Raw genomic sequence first — 13,130 nt, forward strand, 5'->3', positions numbered from 1 at the left:
CGGGCGGTCCCGCCATGACGAGCAGATCATACGCATGCCCAAGACAGCAAAACCGAAGCAGCCCGTCGACGTTGCCGATCTCACCAAGGCCCAGGCCAAGGTGGAATGGAAGCGGCTGGCGCTGGAACTCGAGACCCACGACAGGCTCTATTATCAGGACGATGCGCCGAAGATCTCGGATGCCGCCTATGACGAGCTGCGTCGCCGCTTCAATGCGATCGAAAAGCGCTTCCCTGAGCTCGTCAGCAGCGAGTCGCCGTCGCAGAAGGTCGGCGCGGCGCCCTCCGGCCGGTTCAAGAAGGTGCGGCATGCGGTGCCGATGCTGTCGCTCGACAACGCCTTCGCCGAAGAGGACGTGCGCGACTTCGTCGGCCGCATTGCGCGCTTTCTCAAGCTCGCCGACGATCGCATCGATTTCTCCGCCGAGCCGAAAATCGATGGGCTGTCGATGTCGCTGCGCTACGAGGGCGGCGAACTGGTCACCGCCGCGACCCGCGGTGACGGCGCCGAGGGTGAGGACGTCACCGCCAACATCCGTACCTTGAAGGACGTACCGCACAGGCTGCACGGCCGCAACCTGCCCGACATCTGCGAGGTCCGCGGCGAGGTCTATATGACCAAGCAGGCCTTCCTCGCGCTCAACGAGCGCCAGAAGGAAGCGGGCGACACCATCTTCGCCAACCCGCGCAATTCCGCCGCCGGCTCGCTGCGGCAAAAGGATCCGACCATCACCGCCTCGCGTCCCCTGGGCTTCTTTGCCTACGCCTGGGGCGAGATGAGCGCGCTGCCGGCGGAGACGCAGAGCGGCATGATCAAATGGTTCGAACGCTGCGGCTTCACGACCAATCCGCTCACGAGGCTTTGCCACTCGGTGGAGGAACTGATCGCGTTCCATCGTCACATCGAGGAGCAGCGCGCCGAGCTCGACTACGACATCGACGGCGTCGTCTACAAGGTCGACCGCATCGACTGGCAGGAGCGGCTCGGCTTCGTGTCGCGCACGCCGCGCTGGGGCATTGCCCACAAGTTTCCGGCCGAGCGCGCCATGACCGTGCTCAAGGACATCGAGATCCAGGTCGGCCGCACCGGCTCGTTCACGCCGGTCGGCAAGCTGGAGCCGGTCGGCGTCGGCGGCGTCATCGTGCAGAATGTGACGCTGCACAATGAGGACTACATCAAGGGCATCGGCAACAAGGGCGAAGTGTTGCGCGAAGGCCGCGACATCCGGATCGGCGACACCGTGGTGATCCAGCGCGCCGGCGACGTCATCCCCCAGGTGGTCGACGTCCTCATCGACAAACGGCCGAAGCACGCCAAGGAATTCCATTTCCCGAAGACGTGCCCGTGCCCGCTGCATACCGACGTCGTGCGGGAGGAGATCGCGACCGGCGAGGAGGGCTCGCGCGCCCGCTGCACCGGCGAGTTCGCCTGTCCGTTCCAGAAGATCGAGCACCTCAAGCTGTTCGCCTCGCGCCGCGCTTTCGATATCGACGGTCTCGGCGAGAAGCAGATCCAGTTCTTCTTCGACCAGGGCTGGGTCAAGGAGCCCGCCGACATCTTCACGCTGGCCGCGCGCAACGCCAGGCTGAAGCTCGAGGAGGTCGAGGGCTATGGCGAGACCTCGGTGCGCAATCTCTTCAATGCCATCGACGCCCGGCGCGAGATCGCGCTGGAGCGTTTCATCTACGCGCTCGGCATGCGCCATGTCGGCGAGACCACGGCGCTGGCGCTCGCGCGCGGCTACGGCTCATGGGATGCGTTCCACGAAGCCTGTCTCAAGGTCGCCAGCGGCGACGAGGAGGCGATCGCGGAGATGGATGCGCTCGACCAGATCGGCGACACCGTGATCAAGAGCGTCGCCGCCTATTTCGGCGAGGACCACAATCGCGGCATCGTCGAGCGGCTGACGAAAGAGGTGAAGATCCTCGACGCGGAGAAGCCGAAGCGCAATTCGCCGATCGCGACCAAGACGGTGGTGTTCACCGGCACGCTGGAAAAGATGACGCGCGACGAGGCCAAGGCGACCGCCGAGCGGCTCGGTGCGAAAGTATCGGGCTCGGTGTCGAAGAAGACGGACTACGTCGTCGCCGGTCCCGGCGCGGGCTCAAAGCTGAAGGACGCACAGAAGCACGGCGTCCAGGTGCTGACCGAGGACGAGTGGCTGCAACTGATCGGGGAGTAGCTCGCGCGCCCGTCTGGTGCAGAAGGTGGTTGTGGCACCACAACTGTCATCATCCGCGAAAGCGGATGATCCAGTATTCCAAAGGCAGTTGTTATACGACCGATCCGTCTCGGCGTACTGGATACCCGCCTGCGCGGTATGACAGCGAAAGTGCCGTGCGTGCGTACAATCCCTGACATCCGCCCTTCACATCACCCCGGCCTCATCCTCTTCCGCCGTCTCGATCAGCTCCTTCGTCACCTTCATCTGCGTGCGCGGAACCAGAAAGATCATGCTGCAGGCGCAGGCCAGCGACAACATGAGCATCGCCGACGTCAGCGGCAGCGTCGTTGCGTAGTGGCCGCCGAGATAGGCGCCGAGCTGTGACGTCAGCGCGCCCACGCCCATCTGCAGGAACCCCATCGCGCCGGAGGCGGTGCCCGCCGCGCCCGGCCGGACGCTGATGGCGCCGGCTGCGGAATTCGCCATCACGGCGGCATTGGCGAACATCAAGAGCATCTGCGTGCCGAACAGTACCGAGGGCACCTGATTGAAGCCGAACAGGCTCCATGTGAAGTTCAGCGCGGCGCTGGTGAGCTGCAGCCCCAGGCCGAACCAGATCAGCCGATCGAGCGAATGGCGCGGCGCGTAGCGCACGCAGAACAGGTTGCCGACGAAATAGGCGAAGCCGGTGGTCGCAAACCACGCACCATACTCCGCCGAGGAGCGGCCCATCTGCACCTCGACGATATACGGCCCGCCGCCGGCGAAGGCGAAGATGATCTGCGACGCCAGCACCTGGCACAGTGTGTAGCCGAGGAAGGCGCGGCTCTTCACCAGCATCGCGACGTCGCGGCGGAAGCTCGCGCCCTCGATGCGGGCAGGGCGGGTCTCCGGCAGCGCCATGGTCACGGCGATCGCAATCACGATCGACAGCGCGGCGACGACATAGAAGATGGCATGCCAGCCGAGCGCGATCTCGATCAGGCCGCCGGTCAGCGGCGACAGCATCTGTGCGATCATCATGACCGCGACGACGAGGCTGATCATCGCCCCGATACGCTCGCGCGGATAGAGATCGCGGATGATGGCGCGGCTGATCACCATGCCGCTGGCGCCGCCGAGCGCCTGGAAAAACCGTGCCGCGATCAGTTGGGGCAGGGTGTCGGCGAAGATGCAGCTGACGCTCGCGACGATCGACAGCGCGAGCCCGGCGAGCATCACGGGGCGGCGGCCGAAGCGGTCCGACAGCGGCCCGAGCAGCAGTTGCGAGATCGCAATGCCGGCCATGTAGAACGACACCGTCATCTGCACGACGGAGGCGTCGCGGCCAAAGGTGGTCGCGAGCATCGGCAGCGCCGGTACCAGCAGGTACAGCGAGATCGGCGCCAGCCCGGTCATCACGACCAACAGGACCAGCATCGTGCGCGACGGAACGGCGCGCGGTGGCGCCGCTCCAGGCGGTCTGCTGATCATTCCATGCATGGTGCCGCTCAAATCAGGTGAACGCCCCGACTGTAGCGGCCTTCCATTTCGCGGAAATGCCTGTTTCGGCATGCGCCCATGCAGGCAGCGGGACGGCGCACAGCCGGACGGTACGGCTGACTACAGTGGCGCTGTCGCCTGATCGAGCCAGCGCTGGTCGCCGTCGTCGAGCGCCGCTCGGACGGCGTCCCTGACCCGGGCATGATAGGCGTCGAGCCACGCGCGTTCCTCGGCGCTCAGCATCGCGACCTCGATCAGGCGCCGGTCGATCGGCGCCAGGGTCAGCGCCTCGAAGCCGTTCATCGGCTTCTCCGCGCCCGCGACGTCCTTCGCCACCACCAGCTCGAGGTTCTCGATGCGGATGCCGAACGCGTCGGTCTTGTAGTAGCCGGGCTCGTTGGACAGGATCATGCCGCGCTTCAGCGGCGTGGTGCCGAGCTTCGAAATCCGCGCGGGTCCCTCGTGCACCGACAGATAGCTGCCGACGCCGTGGCCGGTGCCGTGCTCGAAATCGATGCCGGCCTGCCACAGGAACTGCCGCGCCAGGGTGTCGAGCTGGGCGCCGGTGGTGCCGTCGGGGAAGATCGCGCGCGCGATCGCAAGGTGGCCGCGCAGCACGCGGGTGAAGCGATCGCGCATCTCCTCGGTCGGCGCGCCCACGGCGATCGTGCGGGTGACGTCGGTGGTGCCGTCCTGATATTGCGCGCCGGAATCGATCAGCAGCAGATCGCCCGGCATGATGCGGCGGTTGCTCTTGCGGGTGACGCGATAGTGCACGATGGCGCCGTTGGGACCGGTGCCCGAGATGGTCGGGAACGACACATCCTTGAGCGCGCCGGTGTCGCGGCGAAAGCTCTCCAGCGCCTCGACCGCATCGATCTCGGTCAACGAGCCCTTCGGCGCCTCGCGATCGATGAAGGCGAGAAAGCGGGCCAGCGCGACCGCATCGCGCTGATGGGCGCGCCGCGTGCCGTCGATCTCGACCGCATTCTTGGCGGCCTTGAGCAGGCTGACCGGATCGGCGCCGCGCACCGCCTTGCCGCCGGCGCCCTGAATCAGGCGCGTCAGGGCATCGGCGGCCGTGGCGCTGTCGAGCGCGACGGCCGCGCCGGATTGCGCGAGCTCGGACAGGCGCGGTGTCAGCGCGTCCGGCTCCGCCACCTCGGCGCTCTGCTCGAGATGATCGCGCGTCAGGTTCGAGAGCTTGCGGGAATCGATGAAGATCGTCGGGCGTCCGGTCTTCGGCACCAACGCATAGGACAGCGGCAGCGGCGTGTGCGAGACGTCGGCGCCGCGGATGTTGAAGGTCCAGGCGACGTTGTGGGAATCGGACAGGACGAGCGCCTCGACGCCGAGGCGCTCGATCTCCTGGCGGATCCGGCCGAGCTTGTCGGCCTCGCTCTCGCCGGACAATTCCGCGCCGTGGATGGCGACGGCGCCGAGCGGCGGCAGCGGCCGTTCGGTCCAGATGCTGTCGACCGGGTTGCGCTCGACCGGAACCAGCTCCGCGCCGGCCTTGGCGCAGGCGGCGGCCAGTCGTTCGGCCGCGGCCGTTGTATGCAGCCACGGATCGAAGCCGACGCGGTCGCCGCTCTGCAAATGGCGCGTCAGCCAGCTCTCCGGCGGCGGCTCGATCAGTGATTCCACCATCCAGGCCTTGCCGTCGACCTGCTTGCCGGCCTGCAGCGTATAGCGGCCGTCGACGAAGATCGCGGCCGCCTGCGACAGCACGATCGCAAGGCCGGCCGAGCCGGTGAAGCCGGTCAGCCACGCCAGCCTCTCCTCCGAGGGTGGCACATATTCGTTCTGCTGCTGGTCGGCGCGCGGCACGATGAAGCCGGCGAGCTTGCGTCTGGCCAGCTCTTCGCGGAGCGCGGCGAGCCGCGCGGTCAGTGCCACGCCGGTTTCGGGTTCTTCGAACGTCTGGAACAGAGCTTCGAACATCGGTCTCATACTTTAGAAGTGAATCCTGCCGCGTCGGCGAATACTCCTTCAGCAGACAGTGCAGTGCACGAAGAATCTCCTTGCATTCGCCTGTGCAAAAAGATTTGCTGTCGCATGCCAGTCATCCGAAAGAGGTGCGGCGAGGAAACGTATGGACGTGACGACCACGATCGTAAAGATCATCCACGGTCGCATGATCCGGGGAGTGCCTCAACTCAACGGCGAGGGGATGCACGATGCCTGCTTTTACCTTCGAAAAATTATCGGCGCCCGCGCCGAGCGGACCGGCGTCCGCACCGGCCGAGAAGCCGCGCAGCGCGCTGGCGGATCTCGTCAATCGTCTCGTCGCGCCGCGCGGTCGACGTGCCCCGCGTAATCAGTCCGACTCCACCTCGCAGCAGAGCCAGCCGAAGACGTAATCGCGAACTTGCCGCACCCAGCGCGCAGGTTCGATCCATGCCGTGAGCTGATCCGCTCACTGCTGCTTCTGCAGCAACAGGCTGCTCCATCCCTCGATTCTCAAATGCCGGATCGGAACCAGGCCGCGGGCGCGATAGGCGGCGCGGACGGCGCGTGCCTGCGGGGTCAACAGGCCCGACAGGATCACGAAGGCTCCCGGCGCGAGGTGGCGCTGCATCGGCGCGGCGAGCTGGCGCAGCGGGTTGGCCAGGATATTCGCCAGCACCAGGTCGAACGGGCCGGCTTCGGCAAATTCCGCTGCGGCGAAGCCGGTGGCCCGGATCACCTGGACCAGGGGGCCTGCGCCGTTGAGACGGGCGTTCTCCCGCGCCACCATGACCGAGGGCGCATCAATGTCGCTCGCCAGCACGGACCGGCGCGTTGCCTTGGCGGCGGCAATCGCGAGCACGCCGGTTCCGGTGCCGAGATCCAGCACGCGCCGCGGCGCGCGCGTCTTGAGCACGTGATCGAGCAGCAGCAGGCAGCCTCGGGTGGTGCCGTGATGGCCGGTGCCGAAGGCGAGCGCCGCCTCGATCTCGATTCCGAGCTTGTTGCCGGGCACGCGGGCACGGTCGTGGCTGCCGTGGACCATGAAACGACCGGCCGGGACCGGAACGAGGTCGTCCAGGCTGGCCTTGACCCAGTCCTTGGCCTCGACGACCTCGAACGTCAGGGTCCGGGCCACGTCGGCGCCCGCCGCCCCGCCGACGAGCTCGCGCACCAGCGCCTGGTCGGGCGGATCGGCAAAATGCACCGTGACGTCCCAGCGCCCGTCCGGACGCTCGAACGCCGCAACCGCCGCGTCCCCCTCGAAGAACACCTCGGTCAGGACGTCGACCGCCGGGCGCGCGGTCGCTTCATCGGCAACCGTGAAGCTGGCCTTGTGGGTGGCGGGAGTGGTCGTTGAGGTCATCAAGGTGGATCCTGGCGAGATTTGACGGCGTGGTTAAGGGAATTGCCTGCCAACGCAAGCGATAGGACCGCAATTCTGCCGGATCTGCGCATCCAGCGGTTGTATAATGCCTTTCCTCATCCGAATAAAAGTTGAGGTTCAATTGCAGCGAAGAATCTCTGCAACTTGGCCTGGGGGGATTATCCCGACTTTAGGGTCTTGGCCCCTAATGTTCCCGCCATGGGAACCGGATGATCCTCGGTTCCTGGGTTGGGAAACGAGGTTCAGATGAAGTCCATTCTGTCGAAGTTCTTGCGTGATGAATCCGGCGCCACCGCCATCGAATACGGCCTGATCGCAGCCGGCATCTCGCTGGCGATCATCGCCGCCGTCAACGGCCTGGGCAGCTCGCTCAGCAGCAAGTTCGACTCGATCAACACGTCCCTGAAGTAATCCGCCCGACGCGGCGTTCTCGAAGAACCGGGCCCTGCGCCCGGTTTTTCTGCTTGAGGCCATATCAACCGCCGGGTCCACAGCATATCCACACGGCCGTGCACTGATTCTTTGGCAGTCGATCCACAGTGCGTCCTCAGCTTGTCCACACGGACGTCCGCCGCCTTTCCACCCCTTATCCTCAGCCGAACAGAGCGCGATGGTCCGCCAGGATCGCCTGGGCCGCATTGTGGCCGGGGGCACCGGTGACGCCGCCGCCGGGGTGGCTGCCCGAGCCGCAATGGTAGAGCCCCTTCAGCGGCGAGCGATAGTCGGCGTGACCGAGCATGGGGCGGGCCGAGAACAACTGGTTCAAGGTCAGCGCGCCGTGGAAGATGTCGCCACCGATCAGCCCGAACTGGCGCTCGAGATCGAGCGGTGACAGCACCTGCCGGCCGAGCACGCTGGCGGCAAAGCCCGGCGCATAGCGGTCCACGGTCGCGATCATGAGGTCGGCGACCTCGTCGCGGTGATTGTCCCATGAGCGGCCGTCCGGCAGCTCGGGCGCGACATGCTGGCAGAACAGGCTGGCGACGTGCCGGCCTGCCGGCGCCAGCGTCGGGTCGAGCGTGGACGGGATCAGCAGCTCGACCACGGGATCGCGGCTCCAGCCATGCGCCCGCGCATCGAGATAGGCCTGGTCCATGTAGCCGAGGCTCGGGCCGAGGATGATTCCGGCGGACAGATGGTCGCCGTCTCCCGGCAGTGCGCTGAACGAGGGCAGGCGGTCGAGCGCCACGTTCATGCGGAACGTGCCCGAACCGCAGCGCCAGTTCCGGATGCGGTTCAGGAACGGCTCGGGCACGGCGCCGGCCGGCACCAGGCGCGTGTAGAGCAGCTTCGGGTTCACGTTGGCGACGACGTGGCGGGCGCGGATGGTGCGGCCATCCTCGAGCACGACGCCGACCGCGCGGTCACGCTCGACGATCACCTCGCGCACGCCGGCCTCGAGCTCGACCAGCGTGCCCAGTTCCTTCAGGCACCCGGCCATCGCCTGCGTGATCGCCCCCATCCCGCCGATCGCATGGCCCCAGACGCCCTTCTTGCCGTTCACCTCGCCGAAGGCGTGATGCAGCATCACATAGGCCGAGCCGGCGGCGTAGGGACTGGCATAGTTGCCGACGATGGCATCGAAGCCGAACAGCGCCTTCACCAGGTCGGTCTCGAAGATCTCGTCGAGCATCTCGCCGGCCGAGCGCGTGAACAGGTCGAGCAGGTCGCGCTGCTGCTCCAGCGACAGCGCGCGCAACGTGTTGGCGGTGCCGAGCGCGTTGAACGCCTCGCGGATCGCCGATAGCCCGAACTGGGCGACCAGGTTCGGCGGCGCCCGCAGCACGAGGCTGCGCAGCACGTCCGCGATCGCCTCGAGCCGGGCCGAGAACGGGCCGATCGCGTCGGCGTCCCGCGGGCTCAGCCGCGCAACCGACGCCAGCGTGCGACCCTCGCCCGTCAGCAGATAGCGACCGTCCGGCGAGGGCAGGAAGTTCTGCGCCCGGCGCTCGACGATCTCGAGCCCGTGCTCATGCAGCTTCAGGTCGGAGACGACGCGCGGATTGAGCAGGCTCACCGTGTAGGACGCGACGGAGTTGCGGAAGCCCGGATGAAACTCCTCCGTCACCGCGGCGCCGCCGACCACCTTGCGGCGCTCGACCACATGCACGCGCAGGCCCGCCATGGCGAGATAGGCCGCACAGGTCAGGCCGTTGTGGCCAGCGCCGATGATGATGACGTCGGTTTCATTCATGTCAGCTTCAAAAAGCCCTGTTTAATCACCCGCACCGGGAACCTCGGCTGGTGCTGTCGCGCCGGAAGGCTGCGACGTCAAGGAAAACTCCATTTTGCCTCAGCTCCTCGCCATACCGCCCTGCGATCCGCTATGTCTCGTCTGCTCATCGCGGTCCGGCCTCGGCATCTGATGCCGGCCGCGCTGCTGCCGGAGTTGTCATGACCTCAATCGCCTCGCCCGCCGCCGTCGCTCAGCCCTCCGCCGCACGCAACCGGCTGGTGCTCGTCGTCTATACCGCCGCCATTTTCGTCAGCGCGCTGCTGCTGTTCTCGGTGCAGCCGCTGTTCACCAAGATGGTGCTGCCGCGGCTCGGCGGCTCGCCGGCGGTGTGGTCGGTGGCGATGGTGTTCTTCCAGACCCTGCTGCTGGCGGGCTACGCCTATGCGCATTTTCTCACCCAGTTGCCCAGCCGGGTGCTGCCGATCGCGATCCATCTGCTGCTGCTCGGTTTCGCTCTGCTGACGCTGCCGTTGTCGATCGCGAGCAGTTGGGGCAACCCGCCGACCTCGGGCTACGGGCTGTGGCTGCTCGGCCTGTTCACCGTGTCGATCGGCCTGCCGTTCTTCGCGCTCGCCGCCAACAATCCGCTGCTGCAGGCGTGGTTCGTACGCACGGGCCATCCAGCCGCGCCCGACCCGTACTTCCTCTATGCGTCGTCGAACATCGGCAGCTTCCTGGCGCTGCTGTCCTATCCGCTGCTGATCGAGCCGATCTTCAGCCTGCGCATGCAGAACCTGATCTGGACCGGCGGCTATGGCCTCCTGATCGCGCTGATCGCCGGCTGCGGCGTCCTGCTGCTGCGGTCGCCGGTGATCGTCGCGAGCCTGCTGCACACCGAGGACAGCCATGCCCCGGCGCCACGCTGGCTGCTGCGCCTGCGCTGGATATTCCTGGCCGCGGTGCCCTCGGGCCTGCTGATCGCGGTGACCGCGCACATCTCCACCGACGTCGCGGCCGCGCCCTTGCTGTGGGTGCTGCCGCTGTCGCTCTATCTGCTCACCTGGGTGCTGGTGTTCCAGTCGCGGCCGCTGCTGCCGCACAAATGGATGCTGGCGCTGCAGCCGCTGGCGATCGCCGGCGTGATCGTGCTGCTCGCCTTCGGCGGCGAACAGAATCTCGCGCTCACGCTCGGCGGTCATCAGCTCTGCTTCTTCATCATCGCCATGGCCTGCCATGGCGAGCTCGCGCGCACGCGCCCGCCGGCCAAGTATCTCACCGGGTTCTATGTCGCGCTGTCGTTCGGCGGCATGGTCGGTGGCCTGTTCGCCGGGCTGATCGCGCCGTTCACCTTCTCCTGGGTCGCCGAGTATCCGATCCTGCTGGCGCTGGCGGCGTTGTGCCGCCCGGCTGCCAATGAGCGCCTGCCCGGGCTCACGCGCTGGTACTGGCTCCTGCTCGCGGTCATTGCGGTCGCGCTGCTGGTGCCTTCAGGCATGACCGGCAAGGTCACGACCTATCTCGAGGACCACCGCGTCTATGTCGCGGGCGCCGTGGGCGTGCTCGCCGCGCTGCTCGCTCTGCTGCTGAACGGCGGCCGCTGGAAGGTGTTCGCGACGGCCGCACTCGCGCTCGTCCTGATCCGCGCCTATCCGGCCGATGACGGCCGCGTCGAAACGGTGCGCAGCTTCTTCGGCGTGCACAAGATCGTGGTGACATCGGACGGGCACTACCACGTGCTGATGCACGGCACGACCATCCACGGCGCGCAGAAATATCTCAACGCCGACGGCTCCAAGGTGACGGGGCGTCCCGAGCCGATCACCTACTATCACAAGGACGGCGGCATCGGCCGCGCCATCACCGCGATCCGGGAGCGCAAGGGCGCGCCGCTCAAGGTCGCCGTGATCGGCGTCGGCGCGGGCACGCTGACCTGCGCGGCCCAGCCCGGCGAGAGCTGGAATTACTTCGAGATCGACCAGACCATGGTCGACACCGCCAGCGATCCGAAATATTTCAGCTACATCAGGAGCTGCGCGCCGGACTTCAAGCCGGTCATCGGCGATGCCCGGCTGACCTTCGCCAAGGAGCCGGACGGCGTCTACGATCTGATCATTGTCGACGCCTATTCGTCTGATGCGATTCCGATCCACCTCGCGACGGAGGAGGCGATGGCGATCTACAAGGCGAAGCTGGCGCCGCAGGGCGCTGTCGTGATGCACGTCTCCAATCGCCATCTGGAGCTGGAGAGCGTCGTGGTCGGCATCGCCGACGCCAACGACCTGAAGAGCTGGGTCTACAATGAGGACTCCGGCCGCGACGACGAGTACATCTTCCCGACCGACGTCGTCGTCAGCGCGCGCGACGATGCCGATGTCGGCAAGCTCGCCTCCTCGGACAAGTGGACCGAGACCGAGCCGACCGACGGCGAGCGGGTCTGGACCGACGACTATTCGAATATTCTCGGCGCGGTGTATCGGCGGCTTCGCGACGGCGAGTAGGCGAGGGCGCACGCCGCGTTCCCGCCGGTTGGGCGGCCGTCAGGATTCGGGTGGCGCGCGCCATGCGGCATGCGCGTTCGGAAAGAGGTGCGCTCCTCGATTCCGAATCGGCGCCGGTTGCGTCGCGTCAAATGTTCGCCGCTTGGTTCATCGCGATGGAGCGATATTGCATCGCAGAACATAGCACGATCTGCTTTCTTCAGCGGCTTTGTTGCGGAGCTGTCACGATCATGCTACCTTGAGGTGCGTGCCTCATAAAAGTTCCACGACGATGAGGCTCTCGGGAGGAAAGCGGCGGCTCGGTACGCGGCGCGGTAAGTCTCACACGACATCTTCACGACTCGAGGGGTGACGTCGATTTTGGCGACGCCCGTGCGCCTCGGGTTTTGTCGAGTTCACGTCGAGACCTGCAGTGCCGTGCGGGTGCAGGCCTCGTCCCGGGCGCGGAACGTGTCTTCAATGAGTACAAAACGCCGGCCGCATCAAGCAGGCCGGCTGACATGGGAGGGGTTTGATGAAGCGTCTTTGGATGGTCGGCGCGTCTGCTCTGTTGGCGATGGCGCTCGGTGTGGGCTCGGCGGGAGCGGCCGACAAGAAGGTCCTCGCCTTCGTCGTCAACGGCGCGTCCGACTTCTGGAAGATCGCCGAGGCCGGCGTGAAGAAGGCGCAGGGCGAGCTGCCCAACTACAACCTGCAGCTCAAATATCCCGAGCAGGCGGCCGCCGCCGTGCAGCAGCGGATGCTGGATGACCTCGTCGCGGCCGGCGCCGCCGGAATCATGGTGAGCGCCGTCGATCCGAAGAACCAGACCGAGCACCTCAACAAGATCGCGGCACAGACGGTGCTCTTCACCACCGACAGCGACGCGCCGCAATCGAAGCGCATCGCCTATATCGGCTCCTCCAATACCGAGCTCGGCAAGGACGCCGGCAAGCTGATGCTGAAGGCGCTGCCGAACGGGGGCAAGTGCGTCGGCTTCGTCGGCCTGCTCGGCGCCGACAACGCCCGCGAGCGCATCGAGGGCGTGAAGGAGACCATCAAGGGCTCGAAGGTCGAGCTGGTCGACGTGCGCGGCGACGAGATCGACCAGACCCGGGCCAAGCGCAATGTCGAGGACATCCTGGCGGCGATGCCCGATGTGAGCTGCCTGGTCGGCTTCTACTCCTACAACACACCGCGCATCTACGAGGTGCTGAAGGAAGCCGGCAAGCTCGGCAAGATCAAGATCATCGGCTTCGACGAGGATCCGATCACGCTCGGCGGCGTGAAGGACGGCGCGATCGAGGGCACGGTGGTGCAGCAGCCGTTCGAATGGGGCTATCAGGGCATGAAGCTGATGGCGAAGGTCGTTGAGGGCGACAAGTCGGGTGTGCCGGCCAACGGCATCATCATCGTGCCCGGCAAGGTGATCGAGAAGTCGAACGTCGACGACTTCATGGCGCAGATGAAGCAGATGCTGAAGAAGTGACGCGA

Annotated in this window: 8 protein-coding genes; 4 read left to right on the top strand and 4 right to left on the bottom strand. The window is 66.4% G+C overall.

Features of this window, described 5'->3' with window-relative positions; genetic code table 11:
- The first annotated feature begins 34 nt into the window (after positions 1-34).
- Positions 35-2,182: an NAD-dependent DNA ligase LigA gene (gene ligA, locus ACQR1D_RS20810; RefSeq protein ID WP_434893996.1), complete on the top strand. Its 2,148-nt coding sequence runs from the start codon at positions 35-37 to the stop codon at positions 2,180-2,182.
- 186 nt (positions 2,183-2,368) lie between these two features.
- Here the strand turns inward: ligA and ACQR1D_RS20815 are convergent, their stop codons facing one another.
- From ACQR1D_RS20815 to ACQR1D_RS20825, 3 genes are all read right to left on the bottom strand, one after another.
- Entirely contained in the window at positions 2,369-3,646 is a 1,278-nt protein-coding gene (locus ACQR1D_RS20815; RefSeq protein ID WP_434839305.1) for a multidrug effflux MFS transporter, read from the bottom strand.
- Positions 3,647-3,766: 120 nt separating this feature from the next.
- A complete protein-coding gene (locus ACQR1D_RS20820; RefSeq protein ID WP_315802128.1) occupies positions 3,767-5,590 on the bottom strand; it encodes an aminopeptidase P family protein in 1,824 nt (607 codons plus the stop codon).
- A gap of 475 nt (positions 5,591-6,065) precedes the next feature.
- On the bottom strand, positions 6,066-6,962 hold the full coding sequence (locus tag ACQR1D_RS20825) for a 50S ribosomal protein L11 methyltransferase (protein WP_315802176.1): 897 nt from the start codon (positions 6,960-6,962) through the stop codon (positions 6,066-6,068).
- A gap of 267 nt (positions 6,963-7,229) precedes the next feature.
- On the opposite strand from ACQR1D_RS20825, the gene ACQR1D_RS20830 reads away from it, so the two are divergent.
- On the top strand, positions 7,230-7,394 hold the full coding sequence (locus tag ACQR1D_RS20830) for a Flp family type IVb pilin (protein ID WP_315802129.1): 165 nt from the start codon (positions 7,230-7,232) through the stop codon (positions 7,392-7,394).
- Positions 7,395-7,575: 181 nt separating this feature from the next.
- On the opposite strand, the gene ACQR1D_RS20835 is transcribed toward ACQR1D_RS20830, so the two are convergent.
- Complete coding sequence (locus ACQR1D_RS20835) at positions 7,576-9,177, bottom strand: phytoene desaturase family protein (RefSeq protein ID WP_316181732.1); 1,602 nt, start codon at positions 9,175-9,177, stop codon at positions 7,576-7,578.
- Positions 9,178-9,377: 200 nt separating this feature from the next.
- On the opposite strand from ACQR1D_RS20835, the gene ACQR1D_RS20840 reads away from it, so the two are divergent.
- Entirely contained in the window at positions 9,378-11,657 is a 2,280-nt protein-coding gene (locus ACQR1D_RS20840) for a spermidine synthase (RefSeq protein WP_434893997.1), read from the top strand.
- A gap of 514 nt (positions 11,658-12,171) precedes the next feature.
- Entirely contained in the window at positions 12,172-13,125 is a 954-nt protein-coding gene (locus ACQR1D_RS20845; protein WP_410051968.1) for a sugar-binding protein, read from the top strand.
- The last annotated feature ends 5 nt before the right edge of the window (positions 13,126-13,130 follow it).

Origin of the sequence: Bradyrhizobium sp. HKCCYLRH2047 (assembly GCF_051168175.1) — a bacterium.
In the GTDB taxonomy this organism is placed as follows: domain Bacteria; phylum Pseudomonadota; class Alphaproteobacteria; order Rhizobiales; family Xanthobacteraceae; genus Bradyrhizobium.

Bases quoted from the DNA above. Each gene is read 5' to 3' on its own strand.
- ACQR1D_RS20845 (WP_410051968.1), top strand. From the start codon at position 12,172: ATGAAGCGTCTTTGGATGGTCGGCGCGTCTGCTCTGTTGGCGATGGCG.
- ACQR1D_RS20820 (WP_315802128.1), bottom strand. From the start codon at position 5,590: ATGTTCGAAGCTCTGTTCCAGACGTTCGAAGAACCCGAAACCGGCGTG.
- ACQR1D_RS20835 (WP_316181732.1), bottom strand. From the start codon at position 9,177: ATGAATGAAACCGACGTCATCATCATCGGCGCTGGCCACAACGGCCTG.
- ACQR1D_RS20825 (WP_315802176.1), bottom strand. From the start codon at position 6,962: ATGACCTCAACGACCACTCCCGCCACCCACAAGGCCAGCTTCACGGTT.
- ACQR1D_RS20830 (WP_315802129.1), top strand. From the start codon at position 7,230: ATGAAGTCCATTCTGTCGAAGTTCTTGCGTGATGAATCCGGCGCCACC.
- ligA (WP_434893996.1), top strand. From the start codon at position 35: ATGCCCAAGACAGCAAAACCGAAGCAGCCCGTCGACGTTGCCGATCTC.
- ACQR1D_RS20840 (WP_434893997.1), top strand. From the start codon at position 9,378: ATGACCTCAATCGCCTCGCCCGCCGCCGTCGCTCAGCCCTCCGCCGCA.
- ACQR1D_RS20815 (WP_434839305.1), bottom strand. From the start codon at position 3,646: ATGCATGGAATGATCAGCAGACCGCCTGGAGCGGCGCCACCGCGCGCC.